Origin of the sequence: Peristeroidobacter soli, from assembly GCF_004138485.1 — a bacterium.
Taxonomy (GTDB): Bacteria; Pseudomonadota; Gammaproteobacteria; order Steroidobacterales; family Steroidobacteraceae; genus Steroidobacter; species Steroidobacter soli.
In genome coordinates this window covers 702849-724880 of record NZ_RYEV01000003.1, presented here as the reverse complement: position 1 = coordinate 724880, position 22032 = coordinate 702849, and the positions used below count along the sequence as shown (strand labels likewise).

At 63.0% G+C, this 22032-nt stretch carries 21 protein-coding genes; 11 read left to right on the top strand and 10 right to left on the bottom strand.

Annotation, left to right across the window (positions count from 1 at the left end):
- Window positions 1-41: 41 nt before the first annotated feature.
- The 6 genes from speA to EKO19_RS11970 all read left to right on the top strand — a co-directional run bounded on the left by speA (window position 42) and on the right by EKO19_RS11970 (window position 5867).
- Window positions 42-2009: a biosynthetic arginine decarboxylase gene (gene speA / locus EKO19_RS11995; RefSeq protein WP_217705275.1), complete on the top strand. Its 1968-nt coding sequence runs from the start codon at window positions 42-44 to the stop codon at window positions 2007-2009.
- 368 nt (window positions 2010-2377) lie between these two features.
- A complete protein-coding gene (locus EKO19_RS11990; protein WP_129776648.1) occupies window positions 2378-2653 on the top strand; it encodes an RNA recognition motif domain-containing protein in 276 nt (91 codons plus the stop codon).
- Window positions 2654-2786: 133 nt separating this feature from the next.
- The gene (locus EKO19_RS11985) at window positions 2787-3623 is read left to right on the top strand and encodes a class I SAM-dependent methyltransferase (RefSeq protein ID WP_129776647.1); all 837 of its coding nucleotides are present in this window, start codon (window positions 2787-2789) and stop codon (window positions 3621-3623) included.
- Window positions 3620-4765, top strand: a complete 1146-nt coding sequence (locus EKO19_RS11980; protein WP_129776646.1) for a succinylglutamate desuccinylase/aspartoacylase family protein — start codon at window positions 3620-3622, stop codon at window positions 4763-4765. Before EKO19_RS11985 ends, EKO19_RS11980 begins: the two co-directional genes overlap by 4 nt.
- A gap of 4 nt (window positions 4766-4769) precedes the next feature.
- A complete protein-coding gene (locus EKO19_RS11975) occupies window positions 4770-5303 on the top strand; it encodes an NUDIX hydrolase (protein ID WP_129776645.1) in 534 nt (177 codons plus the stop codon).
- A gap of 186 nt (window positions 5304-5489) precedes the next feature.
- A complete protein-coding gene (locus EKO19_RS11970) occupies window positions 5490-5867 on the top strand; it encodes a hypothetical protein (RefSeq protein WP_129776644.1) in 378 nt (125 codons plus the stop codon).
- Window positions 5868-5875: 8 nt separating this feature from the next.
- Here EKO19_RS11970 and EKO19_RS11965 read toward each other — a convergent pair whose 3' ends face one another.
- From EKO19_RS11965 to EKO19_RS11940, 6 genes are all read right to left on the bottom strand, one after another.
- Entirely contained in the window at window positions 5876-6529 is a 654-nt protein-coding gene (locus tag EKO19_RS11965; protein ID WP_129776643.1) for a hypothetical protein, read from the bottom strand.
- 1 nt (window position 6530) lies between these two features.
- Window positions 6531-7154, bottom strand: a complete 624-nt coding sequence (locus EKO19_RS11960) for a hypothetical protein (protein ID WP_129776642.1) — start codon at window positions 7152-7154, stop codon at window positions 6531-6533.
- 235 nt (window positions 7155-7389) lie between these two features.
- Complete coding sequence (locus tag EKO19_RS11955; RefSeq protein WP_129776641.1) at window positions 7390-8685, bottom strand: putative porin; 1296 nt, start codon at window positions 8683-8685, stop codon at window positions 7390-7392.
- A 259-nt stretch (window positions 8686-8944) separates the two neighbouring features.
- The gene (locus tag EKO19_RS11950) at window positions 8945-9265 is read right to left on the bottom strand and encodes an RNA recognition motif domain-containing protein (RefSeq protein WP_129776640.1); all 321 of its coding nucleotides are present in this window, start codon (window positions 9263-9265) and stop codon (window positions 8945-8947) included.
- Between the two features lie 384 nt (window positions 9266-9649).
- Window positions 9650-10354, bottom strand: a complete 705-nt coding sequence (locus EKO19_RS11945) for an HAD family hydrolase (RefSeq protein WP_129776639.1) — start codon at window positions 10352-10354, stop codon at window positions 9650-9652.
- Window positions 10354-11544 carry an O-succinylhomoserine sulfhydrylase gene (locus EKO19_RS11940; protein WP_129776638.1) on the bottom strand — a complete coding sequence of 397 codons (1191 nt, stop codon included), beginning with the start codon at window positions 11542-11544 and terminating at the stop codon, window positions 10354-10356. Before EKO19_RS11940 ends, EKO19_RS11945 begins: the two co-directional genes overlap by 1 nt.
- A gap of 92 nt (window positions 11545-11636) precedes the next feature.
- Here EKO19_RS11940 and EKO19_RS11935 point away from each other — a divergent pair, with 92 nt between their 5' ends.
- The 3 genes from EKO19_RS11935 (at window position 11637) to EKO19_RS11925 (ending at window position 15673) form a co-directional block, all read left to right on the top strand.
- The gene (locus EKO19_RS11935; protein ID WP_129776637.1) at window positions 11637-12275 is read left to right on the top strand and encodes a glutathione S-transferase family protein; all 639 of its coding nucleotides are present in this window, start codon (window positions 11637-11639) and stop codon (window positions 12273-12275) included.
- Window positions 12276-12371: 96 nt separating this feature from the next.
- Entirely contained in the window at window positions 12372-13556 is a 1185-nt protein-coding gene (locus EKO19_RS11930; RefSeq protein ID WP_129776636.1) for an FIST signal transduction protein, read from the top strand.
- Window positions 13557-13603: 47 nt separating this feature from the next.
- On the top strand, window positions 13604-15673 hold the full coding sequence (locus EKO19_RS11925) for a S9 family peptidase (protein WP_129776635.1): 2070 nt from the start codon (window positions 13604-13606) through the stop codon (window positions 15671-15673).
- 234 nt (window positions 15674-15907) lie between these two features.
- Here EKO19_RS11925 and EKO19_RS11920 read toward each other — a convergent pair whose 3' ends face one another.
- From EKO19_RS11920 to EKO19_RS11910, 3 genes are read right to left on the bottom strand one after another with little or no spacing between them, the layout of a single operon-like run.
- Window positions 15908-16942 carry a D-alanine--D-alanine ligase family protein gene (locus EKO19_RS11920; RefSeq protein ID WP_129776634.1) on the bottom strand — a complete coding sequence of 345 codons (1035 nt, stop codon included), beginning with the start codon at window positions 16940-16942 and terminating at the stop codon, window positions 15908-15910.
- Window positions 16939-18000, bottom strand: a complete 1062-nt coding sequence (locus tag EKO19_RS11915; RefSeq protein WP_129776633.1) for a putative zinc-binding metallopeptidase — start codon at window positions 17998-18000, stop codon at window positions 16939-16941. Before EKO19_RS11915 ends, EKO19_RS11920 begins: the two co-directional genes overlap by 4 nt.
- Before the next feature lie 3 nt (window positions 18001-18003).
- Window positions 18004-19434, bottom strand: a complete 1431-nt coding sequence (locus EKO19_RS11910; protein WP_129776632.1) for an ADP-ribosylglycohydrolase family protein — start codon at window positions 19432-19434, stop codon at window positions 18004-18006.
- 119 nt (window positions 19435-19553) lie between these two features.
- On the opposite strand from EKO19_RS11910, the gene msrB reads away from it, so the two are divergent.
- Window positions 19554-20027, top strand: coding sequence for a peptide-methionine (R)-S-oxide reductase MsrB (gene msrB / locus EKO19_RS11905; RefSeq protein WP_129776631.1), 474 nt, complete (start codon window positions 19554-19556; stop codon window positions 20025-20027).
- Between the two features lie 24 nt (window positions 20028-20051).
- Here the strand turns inward: msrB and EKO19_RS11900 are convergent, their stop codons facing one another.
- Window positions 20052-20579: a TIGR00645 family protein gene (locus EKO19_RS11900; RefSeq protein WP_129776630.1), complete on the bottom strand. Its 528-nt coding sequence runs from the start codon at window positions 20577-20579 to the stop codon at window positions 20052-20054.
- A 118-nt stretch (window positions 20580-20697) separates the two neighbouring features.
- Here EKO19_RS11900 and EKO19_RS11895 point away from each other — a divergent pair, with 118 nt between their 5' ends.
- Window positions 20698-21990, top strand: a complete 1293-nt coding sequence (locus EKO19_RS11895) for an ATP-binding protein (RefSeq protein ID WP_129776629.1) — start codon at window positions 20698-20700, stop codon at window positions 21988-21990.
- The last annotated feature ends 42 nt before the right edge of the window (window positions 21991-22032 follow it).

Below are 22032 nucleotides of genomic sequence, written 5' to 3'. Positions count from 1 at the left end.
CTTTCTTACACGGGCCCACCCTTTTCTCGAGGCCAGCGCACTTGGACTCCACCGCAAAGAAACCTCTGCCGTTAGGCGTCACCAACGGATCCTGGGACACCGAGGATTCGCTCGACCTGTACCAGGTCCCCGCCTGGGGCAAGCATTACTTCAGCATCAACGCCGCCGGTCATGTCGTAGTGAGGCCGGACGGCTCGCCGGAGCGCGAGATCGATTTGTATGAAGTGGTCGAAGGACTGCGTCAGCGCGATCTGACCGCACCGGTGGTGGTGCGCTTCTCCGACATCCTGCGACATCGACTGAGCCGTCTGCAGAAGGCGTTCGCGCAGGCCATTGCCGAGAACGACTACAAGAACCGCTACACGGCGGTGTTCCCCATCAAGGTGAATCAGCAGCGCCTGGTGGTCGAAGAGGTGTATCGCTACGGCGATGAATTCGGCTTCGGCCTGGAAGCCGGCTCCAAGCCCGAGCTGCTCGCGGTGATGGCGCTGACCGAAAATGCGCCCGAGCAACGCATGATCATCTGCAATGGCTTCAAGGACGACAGCTACATCGAAGCGGTGATCCTCGCCACCAAGCTCGGCCGCACCATCATCCCGGTGATCGAAAACTTCGAGGAGCTGCAGCTGGTGCTGAAGCACGCCGCGAAGTATCAAGTGCGCCCGCGCATCGGCGTGCGCGTGAAGCTGGCGAGCGAAGGCGCCGGCCGCTGGCGCGATTCGGCCGGCGAGAAGTCCAAGTTCGGCCTGTTCGTCACCGAGATCCTCGAGCTGGTGAAGGTGCTCAAAGCCAACGACATGCTCGACTGTCTGGAGCTGGTGCACTGTCATCCCGGCAGCCAGCTGCAGGACATTCGCAAGGTGAAGGACGCGATCAACGAGCTGGCGCACGTGTACGCGGAGCTCAAGCTGATGGGCGCCGGCCTGAAATATATCGACGTGGGCGGCGGCCTCGGCGTCGACTACGACGGCAGCGGCACCAACTTCGAATCGTCGATGAACTACACGATGAACGAATACGCCAGCGACGTCGTGTATCGCATCGGCAGCGTCTGCAACGCGCGCGGCATCGACCATCCGGTCATCGTCAGCGAATCGGGCCGTGCCACGGCCGCTCATCACAGCGTGCTGGTGTTCAACACGCTCGGCTCTTCATGCCTCGACAAATTCCGCATCTCGGACCGGATCGAAGACGAGTACAGCGGCGACCGCGACGAGCTGCCGCAACCGGTGCTCGATCTGTTCGAAGCCTATCGCACGATTTCCGAACGGCGGCTGGTGGAGTGCTATCACGACGCCCTGCAGGCGCGCGAACAGGCGCTGCAGATGTTCAACCTCGGCTTGCTGAGCCTGGAATTCCGCGGCCTGACGGAACGTTTGTATTGGGCGACCTGCGCCAAGATCCGCGACTACTGCCGGAAGCTGGATCGCGTGCCGGAAGAGCTGGAAGGCCTGGAGCTGATTCTCTCCGATACCTACTTCTGCAATTTCTCGGTGTTCCAGTCGTTGCCGGACAGCTGGGCCATCGGCCAGCAGTTTCCCATCATGCCCATTCACCGGCTCGATGAGAAACCAACACGCAACGGCGTGCTGGCCGATATCACCTGCGACTCGGACGGCAAGATCGACCGCTTCGTCAGCCACCGCGAAGTGAAGCGCACCCTGGAGCTGCACGAGCTGAAGCCCGGCGAGGAGTACTACCTGGCCGCGTTCCTGGTCGGTGCGTACCAGGAAACGCTGGGCGATTTGCATAATCTGTTCGGCGATACGCACGTGGTCCATATCCGCCTGCACGACGAGGGCGGCTGGTGGATCGAGGAGATCGTCAAGGGCGACACCGCCGGCAAAGTGCTCAGTTACATGGAGTACGACGTGGAACGGTTGTTTCCTCAATTCGCCCGGGATTGCGAGCGCGCCGTGCGCGAAGGCCGCATGACCCTGGCCGAGAGCCAGGCGTTGCGCCGTTTCTACGAGTGGGAGCTGAACGGCTACACCTATCTGGAAGGATGACGTCATCCCAGGCCGGGCGCTTCGCCCGGCCTGCCGACCCCGGATCTAACTTAAGTTAGATCCATTGCAGCGATCGCTCAGTCATTCGCAGCTGCAAAAAAATCCAAAAAAGTCCTGTCAAGTAGGATCATTGCAGTCGCCAAAAGGCTGACGTAGTATCGGCCGCGGTCAGCTGAATACGCATTTCAACCTACAAGAGCGACCTTCGGACCTACGCGCTTTACAAGCTCGTCTACCGCCACGCCATTCCCATGGTTGATTGTCAGCGACCAAGACACGGCGATCGTACTTTCATCCGGAAGCCCATGAGCTTTGCGGAGGCGATCGTTTGGCTGCAACTTTTGTCTGGCCTCAAAGAGTGACCTTCGATGACGACGATCTACGTTGGCAATCTGCCGTTCAGCGCTACTGAAACGGATGTCCGTTCCCTGTTCGAAAAACACGGCACGGTGCAATCGGTCAAACTGGTGAACGATCGGGAAACAGGGCGGCCGCGCGGCTTCGGCTTCGTGGAAATGCCTTCCGGCGACGCTCAGACGGCCATTCAGCACATGAATGGTTTCGACATGGGTGGCCGCCCGCTGCGTGTGAACGAGGCTCGCGAACGCGAAGCCCGTCCGCCACGCCAGAACGGTCGCTGGTAGCCAGCTAACGACAGCCTGCTGCAACCAGGCTGCCGTTACTGAACCAGTTCCGTCGGCCCGGGCCACGCTCCGCAGGGCGTGGCTGGGGCCGGTTTTGGTATCTTCGCGGCTTGTCAGGTCGCGAGGATAAGGAATGAGATTGCCCTGCGTCGCCCGGTCGTTCAGCTGGCTCCTGCTGAGCGCGATATTGCTGACTGCGTGCGCGACGACGCCTGCCACCGATCCGGCCACCAGCGCCGCGCTCGACACCCTCCTGAAAGGCGAACACCGCGCCCCCGAGCATCGCGCCCGGGACGTTTACCGCCACCCCAAACAGACATTGGAGTTCTTCGGCATCCGCCAGGACATGACCGTGGTCGAAGTGTGGCCCGGAGCCGGCTGGTACACCGAGATCCTCGCGCCGTTGCTCAAGGAGCACGGTCAGCTGTACTCCGCCCTGCTCGACCCCGCCTCGGGCGAGTACGCCAAGAACGCGGTCGACAGCTATCGCGAGATGCTTCAGCTGCGGCCCGACCTGTACGGCAAGGTGATCACGACCACGCTGGCCGGGCCGCCGGCGAAGAGCGAGATCGCGCCGGCCGGCTCGGCCGACCTGGTGCTGACCTTCCGCAATCTGCACAACTGGATGATGTTCGGCTGGGAGCGCGACGCGCTCGCCGCCATGCATGCCGCACTCAAACCAGGCGGCGTGCTGGGCGTGGTCGCGCACCGAGGCGACCCGAAGCTGCCCCAGGATCCCAAGGCCGCCTCGGGCTATATCAACGAGGATTACGCGATCCGCATGATCGAAGCCGCCGGCTTCGAGCTGGTCGGCCGCTCCGAGATCAACGCCAATCCCAAGGACACCAAGAACTACGAAAAGGGCGTGTGGACCTTGCCGCCCGGCCTCGCCGACGGCGCCGATGAGCGTTACAAACAAATCGGCGAGAGCGACCGGTTCACGCTGAAGTTCGTGAAGAAGGCGTCATGAAACGGTTAGCCGCCTCGCTGCTGCTCGGTTGCCTGACTTGCGCCCTGGTGCACGGCGCCGAACCCACGCCGGCGCCCGCCACGATGGAAGGCACCGAAACGCTGAAGCCCAAGGGTCGCCTGCGCTTGCTCGGCAGCGAGGTGCCGCCCGGCACCCGCAAGAAACTCACCTGGACCAGCGGCCAGGCGATGGAAGGTTTCGTCTCGCCCGTGCCGGTGTTCGTGCTCAACGGTAAAGGCCCCGGCCCGGTGCTGTGCCTGACCGCGGCCGTGCATGGCGATGAGTTGAACGGCATCGAAGTGGCGCGTCGGGTGCTCGACGATATCGATGTCGAGGAATTGAATGGCGCCGTCATCGGCGTGCCCATCGTCAACATCCAGGGCTTTTATCGCGGCGCTCGCTATCTGCCGGACCGCCGCGACCTGAATCGTTACTTCCCGGGCAACCCCAAAGGCAGCGCCGCCACGCGCATGGCGCACTCGTTCTTCACCGAGGTGGTGAAGAATTGCTCGGCGTTGATCGATCTACACACCGGCTCGTTGAATCGGACCAATCTGCCGCAGGTCCGCGCCGACTTGCGCCTGCCGCAGGTGTCGCGCATGACCAAAGCTTTCGGCGCGACGGTCGTCCTGCACAGCGTTGGCGAAAGAGGATCGTTGCGAAGGGCGGCCACCGAGGCAGGAATTCCTTCGGTCACGTTCGAAATGGGTGAACCCATGCGCGTGCAGTCCGAACAGGTCGAGCATGGCGCCAAGGCGGTGGAAACATTGCTCTACTCGCTCGGGATGACCAAGCAACGGCGTTACTGGGGCGACCCGGAGCCGGTGTACTACGCCTCCAAGTGGGTGCGCGTGGATCACGGCGGCATCCTGTTCTCCGACGTGGCGCTCGGCGAGCGGGTCAGCGAAGGCGAGCTGCTCGGTGTGGTTACCGACCCGATCTCGAATCAACAGCATCGCATCTACGCCCCCACCAGCGGCCGCGTGCTGGGCATGGCGTTGAATCAAGTGGTGCTGCCCGGCTTTGCCGCCTATCGCATCGGCACGGCCACCACGCCCTCGAAGATGTCCAAGCAGTCGGCCGAAGACGCCGCCGAGGACGACGAAGCCGCGCCCGCCGACGAATCCGATCCCCAAGGTTGAGCTCATGAGTGTCGAGAAAATCACCCCCGTCTTCACCGGACGAGTGATCCAGGTGAATGTCGAGCAAGTGCGGCTGCCGAACGATTACGTCGCCACCCTCGAGATGGTCTATCACCCGGGCGGCGCCGCCATCCTCGCCCTCGACGACGCCAATCGGGTCTGCCTCGTGCGGCAGTACCGGCACGCGGCCAAGGGCTTCATCTGGGAGCTCCCGGCCGGCAAGCTCGATAACAAGGAACCGCCGCTGCAGACCGCGCAGCGTGAGCTGGAGGAAGAAGCCGGCCGCCGCGCGAGCGAGTGGCGCAGCCTCGGCGACTGCCTGTCTTCTCCCGGGATTTTCACGGAGGTGATCCACCTGTTCCTCGCCACCGGGCTGACCGAGGTCCCCAATCAGCTCGAAGCCGCCGAAGTTCTGGACGCGCATTGGGTGCCGTTCGACGAAGCCGTGCGGATGGCGCAGTCCGGTGAGATCCGCGACGGCAAGACCCTGGCGGCCCTGCTTCGCGCCCTCCCCTATGTGCAAACCTCGGCGGGCTAGGGGGAGTCTCTGTCGGTATTTTTATCGCATTTGTACCACTGTCGGGATGCATGACAGTGGGTCGTTCGCATTCGGCATCCGCATCACACTTTTGCAACTTGCGTGCACTGCGACGAAGCAATTCAATAGCGGCACGCCTCTAAAGGGATGAAGAGGGTTGGCACAGGTTGAAATGGAGAAGCGGAGTTGAATGACGATCTGAAAAAACTGGGTCTCCGGCTGCGGCCGCGAGTGGTCGAACCTGCGAGGCAGCCAGGGCGCATTGCTTTCGACGATCGGGGTAACGCGGTCTACGCGTGGAGCGATGGCCTGAGCGAGGATGGCGAGCACGGCGAGCGGGCGCGTCGCAAAGCTCTCGATCATCCCGGCCTGTCCTTCATGGAAGAGGAGCAGCCGGCCAATACGCCGATCCAGAACAACGCCAAGGGCACCCGTCTGGGCTACAACCCATACGAGAGCGGCCTGCTGAAGCGCAAGCCGACGGCGCCGAAGCGCGACCTGCGCGAGCTGTCGAAGTGGATCGAGATGAAGAAGCGCGTCGGCGAGACCAAGCGCGGCGAGTAATTGGTGGTTCAAACCGCCAGCTGGCGAATCTTCTCCTGATGCCCGCAGCGGAAGAACCGGCGCAGCTCGGCGAGCCACTTCTCCGGCTGCGAGCGCCGCGGGTGCAGATACCGCTGATCCAATGACCGGCAGTACCGGGCCGCGTGACGATTCGCCTCTTCATAGCGACGCCGGCTGATCTCATCCAGCTGCGGCAGAAAGCTCACCCCGCTGAACATCCGCGCATGAAGCGCGCCCGGGAAAGCGCCCGCGCGCTGCTGTGTGATCAAAGCCAGCGCCGTGGCGTACTTATCCACCTCGGCCTGCAACTCCAACTCCAGCAGCGACACCGGCCGACCGCGAGCCAGGCTCCAGATCAAGTAATGGAAATGACTGACGCCTTCGAGCGCCGTGCAGAAGTCGTGCAGATTGCCTTCGTCGAGCGCGTCGAGCGGATTGCGACGTTGCAGGCGATCGAGCACGCGCTCGTCGATGAACAGGCCGATGCGCACACCGCCGTCTTCCTGCACCACGAACACTTGCTCGTCGCTGAGCGGCCCGCGTTCGTCACCGACGACCTCGCGCAGCCGCTGCGGATCGCTGATCAGAAAATCCTCGGCATCGTGCTCGACGGGTGCATCGTACAGTCGGGTCAGAAGCGACTGCATACGACGCAGCAGCATGTCAGTGCTCCTTTCTCCCGGCATTCACCGGCGCCACACCCAAGCGCTGCAGGATCGCAAAGGCGCGCGGGCTGCCGGTCTTCAGCCAGATCTCGTACAGGCGCAGGATGTCCTTGTCGGTGTGCTGATAGGCCATCTCGGCCACATCGTTGAGCACATCCACCAGCCGCTGAAATTTTTTGGCCAGCTCCAGGAACACCGTCGCGAACGCCTGACCGCGCATCGAATAGCGCATGTTCTCGGCGAGCGTGCCGTACGCGCGGCCGCCCATGGCGATGTGGTAATCGACGTCGACGAGTTTGCGCGCGAAGCTTTGCGCGAAGAAACCGGCGATGAACAAAGAGACATCGCCCAAACGGCGCAGCGCTTCGTCACGCTGCTGACTGGACGGCGCGGCGGACGCATCCGCCAGCATGTGAGCAAGAGGCCGGAGGCGCACGCCTTCGGAAGTTCGCTCGTACAGCTCTTCGGAGCGCGCGAACATGGTCAGTACGTTCACCACATAGTGCTCGGTGTGATCGTCGACGTCCACGCGCTGGTTACGTAGCGCCTTCTGCACCGAGTCGTGAAAGAACTCGCGCAGATTGGGAACCGCGACTACCGCTGCTGGGCCCTCTTCGCTCATCGCCAGGCACCTCGTGCATGACCTTTGTACCAAGACATCGGCAACTGCCGTCAGGAATTTAATCCATGACTCTTAGATACGGTTCCCGACGGCGAGTTCGCAATAAGACTTTGGATGGATCTGCGGCGTTGTGTGAGAAAGTTCCCCTGGCACTCACCCGCGATGTTTGCTGATCACAAAAAGGAAAGCCCCCTGCCGCGCCGGCAGAGGGCTCCAGTAAACATCGGCGCCTGTTCTAGAACCTGGTATTGAAGTCGAGCATGAGCCGATCGAAATCGTACTCGGTGCCCACGTCCTGGTTGTTGACGTTCTTGAAATACGTGGCGTTCAACACCCAGTTCTTGGCCGGGGCGTAGCCCGCGCGCAGAACCCAGCCGCCGGAATCCGACAGGCCCCCGCCGAAGTCGGAATCGATGTGTTGGGCGAACAACGCGTCCTTCTCGATCAGCTGATAAGCGAGGCCCGTTTCCCACGTGCCCGGATTCGACGCTTTGCCGATCATCGTGCCCATCGTGTACGCAGTGTCATATTCGGCGTCGAGATTGCGAGCGACGTCGGCCCACACCTGCAGCGGCAGCTCGCCCAGCCTGGTGTTGTATTCCGCCCCGAGGCTCACGACCTGGAAATCGTAAGCGAGACCGCCGGTCGGCGTGAGCGAGTTGCCGTTCGAGGAGCCGTTATAGAACGGACGACGATTCTTGGCCGCGGCGATATCGTAGTACGACGCCATCACCACCAGATTGTTGCCGCCGAGATCGAAACGATTGCCCAGCTGCAGACCATACATTTTGGTATCGGTCGTGGTGGTCACCGTGGTGGTGGCCGGTACGTTCTCTTCGATCCAGTAACCCCATACCGAGCCGAATAGCGAGCCGGTGCCATAGGTCAACGCAATGCCTTCGGGATTGATGTCGTTATCCCAGAACAGGCTCTGACCGGGACGCGCGAACGGCATCTTCATCTTGCCGGCGATGAAATGCGCGTTGTCGGCGAACGTCCAATCGAAATAGGCCAGATCGAGATATAACGACTTGCGCGAGAACTCGCCGTCGAGCTGCACGTTCGCGCCTCGCGGATTGCCGGGCGCGGAGGACGTGGCGACGCCGATCGCAGCGACGATGTTGTCGTTGACTTTGGCCTCCACGCCAAGGCGCGCGCGGAGCAGATCTTCATCGCGCCTGGCGCTGGCGCTCTCATCGTCGGTTTCCTGGTGACGATAACGAACGTCACCTTTGAGCACGATGCGGTTCGGCCAATCGGCGGCCTTCGCGGCGGGCGGCGGCGTCAGCTTGTCCGCGCTCTGATGATTGGTGGCGGCGAGCTGCTTGGTGACCTGTTCGGTCTGCGCCTTGAGCTGGTCGTTCTCGGCCTTGAGGGTGTCGTTCTCGGCTTCGAGCTTGTCGACTCGCTGCATGAGACTTTGTAACTGCGAGCGGATCTGCGCGATCTCGTCATTCGATGCGGCGTGGGCCGCGGACCCCATACTCAAGGCGGCGGCGGCAGCGGCGGCCGCTAGAAACTGATGCTTCACTACATTCTCCGGTAAGACCAATCCGTGCAGGGGCGGACGTCATACATCCGTAACACAACTGCAACAATACGAATGGTTTACTGGGTTGTAACCGCGCGTCATGCGGCATCGCCTGATGCCGCCGGTTATGTGAATTGGCTCGCACCGGATCTGTGATGCAGATCCCAAAAAATGCCCGCCCAAAAAGAAAGACCCCGAGGTATTGCTACCTCGGGGCCTTGCTTACAAGCGAAGCTGGCTTCGTTGTGTTGCCCGCTTATTACCAGCGGCCGCCACCGCCGCCACCGCCGCCCGGGCCACGGGGACCACGGCCGCCGCCGCCGCCACCACCACCACCCTGACGTTCCTGCGCTTCATTGACACGCAGGGGACGGCCGCCCATGTCCTTGCCGTTCAAGGATTGGATGGCGCGCTGAGCATCGGCACGCGGCATTTCCACGAAGCCGAAGCCGCGAGGACGACCGGTTTCACGGTCGTTGATCAGGGCGACAGACTCGACGGTGCCGTGAGCTTCGAACAACTGGCGAACCTGGTCCTCGTTCGCGGAGAACGGCAGGTTACCCACATAGATCTTTGTCATAGCGATACAGTCTCTCTGAAAAAGCCTCGAGCGCGATCCCCCTGCTGGGAAATATCATCACTGCGAGGCCTGGTTACATTCGGGCTCCGCCCCTGCACTCCCCGGTCGTTCCTGACTCGAGTTCATGCGGTTGAGGTTCCCAGGCCTACGTTCGCGGTCTCGTCGGATTTTTCAGAAGTTGGCCGAAAAAAGGGTCGTCAATGACCCGGCTGGCCAAGCCAGAGAAAAAAGCGGGCAAAGGCACAACGAACGGCGCGGAATGTACGCCAATCAAAGAGTCAAGGCAATCGTCGACAAGGCCCGCAGGTCCTTGAAAATAGGGATACAACGGCGAATGTATCGGGCACGCAGCGCACCCGGATGGACCGTCCTGCGCAAACCGGCTCAGGAGCGCAGCCCCAACAGGGCGCCGAGCTCCTGCAAGGTTCGCACTGTATGCACCGGCGCCCCAAATTCGGCCGGCCATTCGAACTCGCCGCGGTTGATCCACACCGGATGCATACCGGCGGCCCGGGCTCCGACCACGTCGAGGGCCGGATCGTCGCCCACATACACAACCTGTTGGGGTGTCAGACCGGTGCCTTCGATTACCTTGTGGAACAACAGCGGATCCGGCTTCAATGCCCCGACCTCGCGAGCGGCCAGGCAGCGCTCGAAATAATGCGCCAGACCGATGCGTTTTAGATCGGCGTTGCCGTTGCTGGCGGTGAACAACCGGAAGTGCGGCTTGAGCCAGTCCAGCCCGGGGCGCACGTCGTCGTAGAGCACCACTTCATTGCGGGCCTGGGCAAACGCCTCGAACGCCTCGTCCGCCATGGCCTCGGCGTAGCCGAACTCCCGCGCATGCTCCGCCAGGGTCTGCCGGCGCAAAAAAGTGAAGTCATGCGCCATTTGGGGGTGGGCGCGCGCGGTTTCCTGTCGGGCTTTGCGCAACATCTCTACCGTCATGGCGGCGGTCACGCGCGGGTACTTGAGCGCCAGAAAATCGTACATGGCCTGTTCGGCGCGCTCGATCACCGGCATCACGTCCCAGAACGTGTTATCGAGGTCGAAGCAAATACCGCGAACGGTGGACAGCTCGCCCGCCATCACGCCGCCACCCCGCGCACCGCCGCGAGGCCGCGCTCCAGATCGGCTTGCAGATCCCGGACATCTTCCAGGCCCACGGAGATGCGCAACAACCCTTCCGTGATACCCGCGCGCTCCCGCTCGGCGGGACTGATGCGCGAATGCGTCGTCGTCGCCGGATGAGTGATGGTGCTCTTGGTGTCGCCCAGGTTCGCGGTGATGGACAGCAAACGTGTCGCATCGACAAAGGCCCAGGCGCCTTGACGGCCGTGCTCGACATCGAACGCAATGATGCCGCCGAACCCACTCTGCTGACGCTTCGCAAGCGCGTGTTGCGGATGCGACTCCAACCCGGAGTAGTAAACCTTGCTCACGCCCGGCTGCGCTTCCAGCCAGCGCGCCAGCTGCAGCGCCGCGGCCGAATGCGCGCGCATGCGCAGCTCCAATGTTTCCAATCCTTTCAGGAACACCCAGGCATTGAACGGACTCATGCTCGGCCCGGTGGTGCGCAGGAAGCCCAGGACGTCTTTGCCGACCAGTTGCTCGTTGCCGAGCACCGCGCCGCCGACGCAGCGGCCCTGCCCGTCCAGATACTTGGTGGCCGAGTGAATCACCAGATCGGCACCCAGCTCGAACGGCTTCTGCAGTGCCGGCGTGCAGAAACAATTGTCGACCACGAACAGCACGCCGCGCTCGTGCGCGATATCGGCAATGGCGCGAATGTCGGCGATCACCGAGAGCGGATTCGACGGCGTCTCGACGAAGAACAATCGGGTGTTACTCTTGATCGCGCGACGCCACGCATCGTTGTCATCCGGGCGCACATACGTCACCTCGACGCCGAACTTCACCAGGTAACGATTGATCAGCGCAATGGTCGAGCCGAACACGCTGTCGGAACACACGAGGTGATCGCCCGCTTTCATCAAGGCCATGCAGGTGGCCAGGATGGCCGCCATGCCCGAGCCGGTCGCGACACACGAGTCCGCGCCTTCCATCGCCGCGAGCCGTTCCTCGAAGCAACGCACAGTGGGATTGGTGAAACGGGAATAGATATTGCCCTTCACACTTTCGTCGAAACGCGCGGCCGCGTCGGCGGCGCTGGCGAACACATAGCTCGAGGTGGTGAAGATCGGCTCGGAGTGCTCGCCTTCCTGGGTCCGGGTCTGGCCCGCGCGGACCGCGAGCGTTGCAAGGTGATGTTCAGACATGTTCAACGACGGTTTACTAAATCTCGGTGGACGGGCTGCGAGGACTGCCGCATTCTGACCAGTCATCGGTCATTAGTCATTATTCGGCTCCCATGCTCACCCTGGTCATCGGCAACAAGAATCTGTCGTCCTGGTCGCTGCGCCCCTGGCTGGTGCTGAAGCATTTCGGCCTGCCGTTCGAGGAAGTGAAGCTGCCGCTCGACACCCCCGAATTCCACCGCGACATCGTCAAGTATTCGCCGACCCGCCGCGTGCCCCTGCTGATCGACGGCGAGCTGAAGATCTGGGACTCGCTGGCCATCGCCGAATACCTCAACGAGAAGGTGCAGGGGCGCGCCTGGCCCGCCGACGCCGCCACTCGAGCGCTGGCACGCGCGGTAAGCGCCGAGATGCATTCAGGCTTCGCGGCCCTGCGTACCAACTGGTCGATGAAGGCCACCGGCACCGCGACCGTGCCGCTGCCCGCGCAAGGCGTAGCGGATGTGGTTCGCGTCCAGCAGTTGTGGGAGGAGTGTCGTTCGCAATTCGCGCAACGCGGCCCGTGGCTGTTCGGCGAGTACTCGATCGCCGATGCCATGTACGCGCCCGTAGCTCTGCGCTTCCGCCACTACGGTGCCACGTTCTCCAACTCGATCGCTCAGGCCTACCAGCAACAGCTGGTCCAGGATCCATACATGCAGGAATGGATCGCCGCAGCTCAGGTGGAAGTGGACACGCACTACGGAACCTGACCGAGTCGGTAAATAACGCTCACTGAATTGCAGAATGGCATTTGACGAAAGAATGCCTAGAATCGGGCGCTCGACTCGCATTCAAGCAGGACAGCTATGCGCTGGGCATCCGCCGTCGACACCGATAATTCCTTGCGGGCCGCCGTGGAGCATGCCGCCGAGACCGTGTTCCTGGGGCTGGGCCGGCAGGAACCGGATCTGGCCATCGTGTTCGTGAGCGCCGAACACTCGGCGCACTTCGACGCCGTGCCCGCCCTGCTCCAGCGCGAGTTCGAAAACGTCTTCATCTTCGGCTGCTGTGGCGGCGGCGTGATCGGCGGCGGTCGCGAGATCGAAGATCGCCCCGCTTTTTCGTTGACTGGCGCGGTGTTGCCCGGCGTGCGCCTGAAGGGCACGCATCTCGACGCTGCCCAGGTGCCGCCGGTTTACGCCGAAGCGCGCGCCTGGGAAGACGCGCTCCGCATCACCGCCAGCCAGCAGCCATCGTTTCTGATGCTGGCGGATCCTTTCAGTTTCGAGGCCGAGACTTTCATCCGCGGCCTCGACCGGATCTATCCACTCGCGCCGAAGATCGGCGGCCTGGCGAGCGGCGCCCGACAGGTGGGCGGCAGCGCGTTGTATCTGGGCAACCAGGTCTATCACTCGGGCTGCATCACGCTCGCCCTCACCGGCAACATCGATATCGACATGGTGGTGGCGCAGGGCTGCCGCCCGATCGGCGACCCCATGTTCGTCACGTCGGCGCACGAGAATCTGATCCGCGAACTCGACGGGCGCTCGCCCCGGGACGTGCTGTCGGCGCTGTTCGAGCGCCTGCCCGCGCCCGATCGTGAGTTGTTCAGTCAATCACTGCACCTGGGCATGGCGATGCGCACCGACGCCAGTGAGTTCAGCGCGGGCGACTTTCTGATTCGCAGCATCCTCGGCATGGATCCACAAAGCGGCGCGCTGTGGGTCAGCGCCAATGTGCCTTCGAACAGCGTGATCCAGTTTCATCTGCGCGATGCCGCCACCTCGGCCATCGATCTGGAACGCACACTGACCGCTTACCGCGCCTCGCACGTGGTCGCGCCCGATTCCGGGGCACTGCTGTTCTCCTGCCATGGCCGCGGCATCGGTTTGTACGGTCAGGCCGACCACGACAGTAACGCGTTCCGCCGTCTGGTCGCCGACCTGCCCATCGGCGGTTTCTTTTGCGACGGAGAGTTCGGGCCTATCCAGAATTCGACGTTCCTGCACAGCTACACCAGCGCCTTCGCCGTCATCCACGAGAAGAAATAAGCGCCCTCTTCTATACTCCCGCCCTTTCTCCGTGCTGGAGTCCTTGAATGCGTCAGTCGTTGGCCCCTGCCGCCGGTGTGTTGTCCGCTTGTTTGCTGATGCCGCTCGGCGCGCTCGCGGCTCCCCATCCCTTCACCATCGACGATCTGGTCCGCCTGCAGCGCGTGTCCGATCCGGCGCTGTCCCCCGACGGCCGCACCGTGGTCTATACGGTCCGCGATACCGATCTGGCCGCGAACCGCGGTCGCACCGATCTTTGGTCGCTCGACATAGCAACCAAAGGCGCGCAGCCCCGCCGCCTGACCACCCATCCCGAAAGCGACGGCTCGGCGGAGTGGTCGGCCGACGGTCGCGAGATTTATTTCCTCTCTTCGCGCAGCGGCTCCAGCCAGGTATGGCGTCTGCCGGCGAACGGCGGCGAAGCCATTCAAGTGACCGACCTGCCGCTGGATGTCGGCTCGTTCCGCCTCGCCAGCAATGCCGGCCGCATCGCCGTGTCCCTGGAAGTATTTGCCGATTGCCCCGACCTGGCGTGCAGCGTCGATCGACTCAAGCAGACCAAGGACGCGAAGGACAGCGGCGAAGTCTACGACCGCCTCTTCGTACGCCACTGGGACACCTGGGCCGATGGCCGGATCTCGCAACTGTTCGTGCTGAAGCTCAGCAACGGGGTGGCGACCGAACCGGTGTCGGTGAGCAAGGCGCTCGATGCCGACGTGCCGTCCAAGCCGTTCGGCGACGCCACCGAATATACGTTCTCGCCCGACGGCTCCAAGCTGGTGTTCTCGACCCGCCTCAAGGGCAAGTCCGAGCCCTGGTCGACCAATTTCGATTTGTATGAAGTCGGCGCCGATGGCAGCGGCCTGCGCAACCTGACCGAAGACAATCCAGCCTGGGACACGCAGCCCGTCTATTCGCGCGACGGCACCCAGCTCGCCTGGCGCGCCATGGAACGAGCCGGCTTCGAAGCCGATCGTTTCCATATCGTGGTGATGGATGTGAAGAGCGGCCAGCGTCGCGCGCTCACCAGGGACTGGGACCGTTCGGTCGACGCCATGGCATTCGCCAACGACGGCAAGACCCTGTACGCGACCACCGATCATTTCGGCCAGCATCCGCTGTGGTCGGTCGATGTGAAGACCGGCAAGCCGACCATGCTGACCGGCCCGGGCCGCATCGAAAGTTTCAGCGTCGGCGAGAAAGAGATCGTGCTCGCGACATCTTCGTTGAAATCGCCGGCCGAGCTGCAGGCCTTGACCATCAAGGGCGGCGACCTGCGTGCCCTGCCTCGCATGAACGAAGCGGCGCTCGCCGACATCAAGTTCGGCGAGCCCGAGCAGTTCACCTTCGTCGGCGCCGACGGCGCGACGGTGTATGGCCACGTGATGAAGCCGGCGAACTTCAAGCCGGGCGCGAAATATCCGGTGGCCTTCATCATCCACGGCGGCCCGCAGGGCTCCTTCGGCAATTCCTGGAGCTATCGCTGGAATCCGCAGACCTATGCAGGCGCGGGCTACGCGTCGGTGTTCATCGATTTCCACGGCTCGACCGGCTACGGCCAGGCCTTCACCGATTCGATCAGCCAGGACTGGGGCGGCAAGCCGCTTGAAGATTTGCAGAAAGGACTCGAGGCCGCGCTCGGCAAATATCAGTGGCTCGACAGCTCGCGCATGTGCGCGCTCGGCGCGTCGTACGGCGGTTATATGATCAACTGGATCGCCGGCAACTGGTCCGAACCGTTCAAGTGCCTGGTGAATCACGACGGCGTCTTCGACGCCCGCGGCATGGCCTACTCCACCGAAGAGTTGTGGTTCACGGAGTGGGAGCAAGGCGGTATCGCATGGGAAGTGCCGGAGAACGTCGAGAAGTTCAACCCGGTGAATCATGTCGCGAAGTGGAACAAGCCGATGCTCATCATCCACGGCACGCGCGATTATCGAATCCCGTATGCGCAGGGTCTATCCGCGTTCACAGCGCTACAGCGCAAGGGCGTTCCCAGCCGCTTGCTGATGTTCCCGGATGAGAACCACTGGGTGCTGAAACCGAACAACAGCATTCGCTGGCACCATGAAGTGGAGCAGTGGCTGAATCAATGGACGGGGAAGGCGGGCGAGTAAGAAGACGTCGGTGGTTCGCGTCGCCGGGAGTGACCTACCTCGTCCCGGCACCGGGCGCCGCCCGTCGCGCCTCGCGCTCCCAGGCGCACGTCCATGGTGAGCCCTGCTGTTTCGGCCCCGTCCCTGTGCCGAAAAGCTGCCGGGACGAGGTAGGTCACTCCCGACGACGCCGATAGGTCCGCTGTGCTTTTGTGCGTGACGCAGCCGAAAGTTCTGGAATAGCGCGCTTTCTAATTACTCTTCGTCGGCGCGCCAGGCCGCTTGATAGTTGTTGCCGACGCGGATGATTTGTTCCAGCAACGCTGGATATTCCATGCCGGCGGCAAGCGCCGAGTCGGCGAAATCTTCTTCGCGACTGATGTTCGGATTGCAGTTCGCTTCCAGCACGAACACACTGCCGTCCGGCCGCATGCGGAAGTCCATGCGCGCGTAACCGCTCAAATAGAGCGAGCGGAAGATACGCTTGGATAATTTGTCCAGATAAGCCGCGCATCCCTCCGGCAGGTTCTGCGCGGCCCCGGTGCGGATGCCATGTTTCTTCTGGTAACGGCGATCCCACTTCACCTTGCGGGTCGCGATGCCGGCCATCACATCCGGCAGCGTGCCGAAGTCCATCTCCCACACAGGCAAGGTGCGCAGCCGGTCGTTGCCCAGCACGCCCACGTACAGCTCGCGGCCTTCGATGTATTCCTCGATCAAAGCGTCCGAGTTGGTCTGCTCATGAATGAACTCGATGCGCTCCTTCAACTTGTCGGCATCCGGGACCACCGAGGCCTGGGAAATGCCCAGCGACGCATCCTCCGTCACCGACTTCACGAACAAGGGAAACTTCAACTTGCGCGGCAGCCGGTAGCGCTGGCCCTTGCGAATGACCGCGAAGCCCGGCGTCGGGATGCGGTGATAGGAAAGAATCTGTTTGGAGAGCGCCTTGTCGCGCGAGATCATCATGCCGCGCGGGTTGCAGCCGGTGTACGGCAGCTTCATCAGCTCCAGGAACGCGACCACGTACTGGTCGTAAGTGACGATGCCCTGGAACTCCTCGAGCAGATTGAACGCCACATCGGGCTTCCAATCGGTGATGATGGAGCGCAGCTCGGAGAGGTTATCGCCCAGGCCGAGCGCCTTGACCTCGTGACCGGCCTTCTCCAGCGCCGCCTTCACGTCGTATTCCGTCCTGAACTCGTCGATTTCCTTGTCACTGAGACCCTTGAGGCTGGCCGGCGGCACCAGGCTCTCATGCATCAGCACCAGGACGCGACGTGGCTTCATAGTGTGTAGCGCTCGCGGTCGCGCCGCAGGATGTCGATCAAGATTCGCTCCAGTACGCCCAGCAACGCACGCTTGGCCTCGCGCTTGGACGTATCCAGCACCAGATCCAGCTCGCGGCAGCGTGCAATCACCGCCCTCAGCACATGATGCACGAGATATGGGTACAACCGCGAGCGTCGCATCAACCAACGTTCCAATTCCGGCCGGCTCTGCCGCACGAACGTGCTGGCGCGCACCCGCCGCCGCCCCTTGTGATGTTTGCCGAAGACCCGCTTCAGTCGCAAGTCGTAGGCATCGGGCGTATCGAACTCATAACGGGCGCGCTTGGCGCGATAGTGCTCGGCCAGCGTGGTTTTGTTCTTGCTGACCGGCTCGATCAGCTTGCGATTCATCACGTGCGGCAACGTGCCGGACAGCTCGCCCATCAGCCGATCCACATATTCGAGTTTCTCGAGCGCGGGCCAGCCCTGATAGTCGCGACGCCAGCGCGCCTTGGGCTGCATCCACACCGCGAACGTCTCGGCCCAGTCCTCCGTTGGATGGCTCTGCGCGTACCAATGGCCCAGATGTAAGACGAAGTCGCGACTCGCGGGCCGCGGCCGATACACGTTTGGATAGCGCCGGTCCGGATCGCCGAAGGTCTCGCGCCATTCCTTGCGGCGGCGAATGCGATAGGCGTTGTCGAGCGCGTGTGCGAACTCGTGACGCATGATGCGGTTGAGCCAGCTGGCATTGCCGCCCTCCACCTCGTCCATCATCTTGCGTTCCAGACGCATCAGCCGGGGATGCGCCATATAAAACGCGATGGCAATGCCGGGCACGCCATCGGGAGAGAACCATTCCTCGGACAGCCAGACGTGCGGCGCGAACAGAATGCCGCGGCGGCGCAGATCGCGACGGATCTGGCGGATGTGACTATCGATCACCGTGTGTCGCAGCGTCAGCCGCAGGTCGCAGAAGCGTGTCTGTAACAACTCCTCGTCGGACAGCCGCGTCCAGGCCGGTTCGCGAGAGCGAACGCGACGTCGAGTTTGCGGACGCTTCTTCCGAGTCGTCATCGCTCAATGCATCAAGTGACGAGCGACCGAACGCAACAGGGCGTCTTCCGGCAGTTGCCGCTGCAACTCCGGGGAGATGGCATCGCCACCATGATAGGCACCGACCAGCGCACCACAGAGCGCGGCCGCTGACGGCGCAGCTCGCGACGACGTGAGCACGCGAATCAAAGCATCGTGCAAGGTCTTCGCCGAGCCGAATGCATCCAACGCCACGCAGGTCACCGCCAACGCGTCGTTCGCATCGGCGCAAGGCTTCGCGCCGCGCCCTTCGAGCAACTGCTTGACCGGCGCCTTGAGCTGCCGCTGGCGAACCAGCTGCATGGCCGGGCCGCCGAAGCTCAGCAATGTTTGCTTGTCGATGCCCGTGAACGCATCCACGAACAACGCCGCCCAGACCCGGCACAGGTCCAGCACGACCGGCGACTGCTGCGTGGTGCGGGAGGCTTCGACGGCCGCATCGATGGCCGCCTGTGCATCACTGCGAAGAAACATCGCGACCACCAGCGTGCGCGGCAGTGAATGCGGATCCAGATTGGCGGGATCATGTGAGCCGGCGAGCTTCTTTCTCGACCACTGCCAACCCGCCAGCGCCCGCCGCACGTCGGAGGGCACGCCGATATTGCCGACACTTTGGCTCCAGGCGAGATACCGCTGCATCTGGTCATCGGAATCGTTGACGCCCTTGGCCAGCAGACTCTCGGCCAACGCACGCGTCATGGCCGTGCTCGCGCCGGTCACCAGCGCGCCCGTGCCACGCAGGCCGCCGCCGGCCGCCAGAGTCGCGGCGTCGAAATTGCTGTTCGCGACCATGCTGCCCAACGCATCGCCGATGGCCAGACCGACGATGCTGGCTTCGTAACGCGCCAACACATCGACGTCAGTGCCCGGCGTCGCCGACTCGCGCCATTGCCGGACGAAATCGACCTGCTCATCGGTCTCGGGAATGGTCGGCCAACGGCGCGACCGGCCGGACTGCTGCCACAGATCCTGCAACCGATCGAGCGCCTGTTCGCTGCCGAGGCCGCTGCGGACCAGATGACAGCCGATGGTCGTGCCAGTGCGCCCGATACCGGCCCGGCAATGAACATAAACGCAACGGCCGGCAGCCAGCTCGCTGTCGATGAAATCCAGGATGCGCACCATGTGCGCGAACGACTCCGGCAACCCATGGTCCAGCACCGGCAGGCGCCGGTGGCGAATCTGCTGCTCGCTGAGCTCGGCCAGCAACGGATCGTAGGGAGGCATTTCGCCTTCCTCGGTCAGATCGACGAAGCTGTTGACGCCCGCGTGCAGGAGCTTCTGTACGCGCTCCGTCGCTTCGGCGCGCGACATCGACCCCGGATATTCACCGGCGAGCAGCTGCCCCGGGCGGACCCAGTAGCTGTTCGGAATCGGCACCGAGGCGATGCCGACGGTGAAAGGATCAGTACTCATGGGGCAATGATAAAGGATGCGGTCGGTATAAAACCCTCGTGGCGACCGCTGCGTTCCACCTTGACTTGGCGGCGACCGCCGCCAATTCTCGCCAGACCGCCCATCCGAGGACGCCCCCCATGCAAAAGCCCAATGAACAGGCCACCACTTCCGCCAGCGGCTACGACCTGCGCCCCCTGGGCAAGGCCGAGCGCGAACGGCTGGCGGCCTCGCTGACGCCGGAAGAGCGCCACATCCTGCTGGATCACGGCACCGAGCGACCGTTCTGCGGGACTTTGCTGAACAACAAGGAGTCGGGACTCTATGCCTGCCGCCTGTGCGGACTGCCGCTGTTCCAGGCCAATGCCAAGTTCGAGTCCGGCACCGGCTGGCCGAGCTTTTATCAGCCGTTCGATCCCGAGCACATCACCGAACTGCGCGACATCAGCCACGGCATGATCCGCACCGAGATCCGCTGCCGCCGCTGCGACGGCCACCTCGGGCACGTGTTCCCCGACGGTCCGCCGCCGACCCATCAGCGTTATTGCCTGAATTCAGCCTCGATGGAGTTCTATCCGGAAGGCCAGGAACCGGAACAGCACACGGCCGCCTGAGGCCGCCCGGCACGGTGGCGAGGCTCAGGCCTCGCCGTCGTGATCGTGAGTGCCGTGTGACTTGGCGGTAATACGATCGAGCACACCCATCATCACCGCCGACACCACGAACGTAAGATGGATGAGCACGTACCACATCAAGGTGTTGCCGCGTTCGGCCAGCGTGGGCGTCTCCATGAAGGCACGCAACAGATGAATCGATGAGATCGCGACGATGGACGACGCCACCTTGAGCTTGAGGGAGTTGGCGTCGAGCTTGCCCAGCCAGCTCAACTTTTCCGTGCCCTCGTCCACGTCGAGTGCCGACACGAAGTTCTCGTAGCCCGAGAACATCACCATGACGATCAGGCTGCCCACCAGCACCATGTCGACCAGGGCGAGCAGCACGAGCACCATTTCGGCCTCGGCCATCGACACGATGTGCGACAGCAGGTGGTACAGCTCCATGAAGAACTTGATGCCCAGCGCGACCAGCGCCAGCGACATGCCCAGATAGACCGGCGCCAGAATCCAGCGGCTGGCAAACAACAATTTTTCGATCGTCTTTTCCATCGTTCCGTTCCGGGCACGCGACTACCGGCCGGGATTCTACCGCATGCCCCGCTGAACGTATTGGATGTCGCGCCGGTGAAGGGTACAGTCGGCCAGACCTCGCATCTCGGCAGGCCGCATGAGCGCACAAACTCAGCAGGGAGAAGGCAGCGGAAGCCCGGCTTCGTTCGAAGCGGCGCGCATGCAGCTGGCCCGGCTGCACGCCAGCCCCGAGTCGCAACTGCGCGACCTGTGGTTACAACTGGCGGACATCGCCGCCCGCGCCTTGCATGTCGAACGCGTCGGCGTCTGGATCCTGGCCGACGAGAATCGCGCCCTGCGCTGCCGATATCTGTTGCAGTTTTCCAGCCAGCAAGTATTTCAGGGCGCGGTACTGCGCGCGCAGGATTTCCCCAGTTATTTCCAGGCCCTGGAACAGCAACGCACCATCGCCGCCGACCACGCCCCGGACGCCACCACGACCGGCGAGCTGCGCGCGTCCTATCTCGAGCCTCTCGGGATCACTTCATTATTGGATGCGCCCATTTACGTCAGCGGCAAAGTGGCCGGCGTCGTTTGTCACGAACATATCGGCGCGCCGCGCACCTGGACTGAAGCCGAGAGCGATTTCGCCGCGACGGTCGCTGACACGATTGCGCGCGTTTATGGCGAATATGAGCACCGCCATGCCGAGACGGCGCTGGAAAGCTATCAACGCCACTTGATGGAACTGCACCGAATGGAAGCACTCGGACGCATGGCGGCAGGTGTCGCGCACGACTTTCGGGGAATTGTGAGTATCGCGCTGGGCTTCACCGAATTGATCCGTCGCGTCCCCAATCTCGCCCCTCAAGCCGACCACTACGCTCAACGCGTCATCGACGCGCTCCAGCGCGGCCAGACGCTCACTCAGGAAATCATGAGCTTCGGCAAGGACGACCCCGTGTCACCTCGCGTCCTCGACGTCGGCGCGGCGTTGTCGAAATGCTCTCACATGTTTCGCGTACTGCTCGGCGCCGGCATCCGCCTGCGCGTCCGCAGCTCCGGCCCGGTCAGCCGCGTCTTCATGGACGCCGCGCAATTCGAACGCATGATGCTCAACCTCGTATTGAATGCCCGCGACGCCATGCCCTCCGGCGGCGATCTCGACATCGACTACGAAGACGCCATCGTCGGCGATGAAGATGACGAGCGTGCGACGTATGTCGCGATCTACGTCCGCGACAGCGGCGCGGGGATGGATGAGATGACCCGGCTCAACGCGTTCAAACCTTTCTTCACTACGAAGGGTGATCGGGGCACAGGGCTTGGGTTGGTGATCGTCGATCAGATCGTCGCGCGCGCCGGTGGCAGAGTGAAGATCGATAGCGAGGTTGGACGCGGCACGACGTTGCAGATTTATTTGCCGCGGATTGCGGGGGCGGTGAGGTAGGCGGCGCGGACCTTCAGAGCCTCAAGGTCCGCGACAGCGGTC

Bases quoted from the DNA above. Each gene is read 5' to 3' on its own strand.
- EKO19_RS11935 (WP_129776637.1), top strand. From the start codon at position 11,637: ATGCTCACCCTGGTCATCGGCAACAAGAATCTGTCGTCCTGGTCGCTG.
- EKO19_RS11965 (WP_129776643.1), bottom strand. From the start codon at position 6,529: ATGCTGCTGCGTCGTATGCAGTCGCTTCTGACCCGACTGTACGATGCA.
- EKO19_RS11950 (WP_129776640.1), bottom strand. From the start codon at position 9,265: ATGACAAAGATCTATGTGGGTAACCTGCCGTTCTCCGCGAACGAGGAC.
- EKO19_RS11960 (WP_129776642.1), bottom strand. From the start codon at position 7,154: ATGAGCGAAGAGGGCCCAGCAGCGGTAGTCGCGGTTCCCAATCTGCGC.
- EKO19_RS11940 (WP_129776638.1), bottom strand. From the start codon at position 11,544: ATGTCTGAACATCACCTTGCAACGCTCGCGGTCCGCGCGGGCCAGACC.
- EKO19_RS11910 (WP_129776632.1), bottom strand. From the start codon at position 19,434: ATGAGTACTGATCCTTTCACCGTCGGCATCGCCTCGGTGCCGATTCCG.
- EKO19_RS11990 (WP_129776648.1), top strand. From the start codon at position 2,378: ATGACGACGATCTACGTTGGCAATCTGCCGTTCAGCGCTACTGAAACG.
- EKO19_RS11980 (WP_129776646.1), top strand. From the start codon at position 3,620: ATGAAACGGTTAGCCGCCTCGCTGCTGCTCGGTTGCCTGACTTGCGCC.
- EKO19_RS11915 (WP_129776633.1), bottom strand. From the start codon at position 18,000: ATGACGACTCGGAAGAAGCGTCCGCAAACTCGACGTCGCGTTCGCTCT.
- EKO19_RS11945 (WP_129776639.1), bottom strand. From the start codon at position 10,354: ATGGCGGGCGAGCTGTCCACCGTTCGCGGTATTTGCTTCGACCTCGAT.
- EKO19_RS11985 (WP_129776647.1), top strand. From the start codon at position 2,787: ATGAGATTGCCCTGCGTCGCCCGGTCGTTCAGCTGGCTCCTGCTGAGC.
- EKO19_RS11900 (WP_129776630.1), bottom strand. From the start codon at position 20,579: ATGGAAAAGACGATCGAAAAATTGTTGTTTGCCAGCCGCTGGATTCTG.
- EKO19_RS11895 (WP_129776629.1), top strand. From the start codon at position 20,698: ATGAGCGCACAAACTCAGCAGGGAGAAGGCAGCGGAAGCCCGGCTTCG.
- EKO19_RS11930 (WP_129776636.1), top strand. From the start codon at position 12,372: ATGCGCTGGGCATCCGCCGTCGACACCGATAATTCCTTGCGGGCCGCC.
- EKO19_RS11920 (WP_129776634.1), bottom strand. From the start codon at position 16,942: ATGAAGCCACGTCGCGTCCTGGTGCTGATGCATGAGAGCCTGGTGCCG.
- EKO19_RS11975 (WP_129776645.1), top strand. From the start codon at position 4,770: ATGAGTGTCGAGAAAATCACCCCCGTCTTCACCGGACGAGTGATCCAG.
- EKO19_RS11925 (WP_129776635.1), top strand. From the start codon at position 13,604: ATGCGTCAGTCGTTGGCCCCTGCCGCCGGTGTGTTGTCCGCTTGTTTG.
- msrB (WP_129776631.1), top strand. From the start codon at position 19,554: ATGCAAAAGCCCAATGAACAGGCCACCACTTCCGCCAGCGGCTACGAC.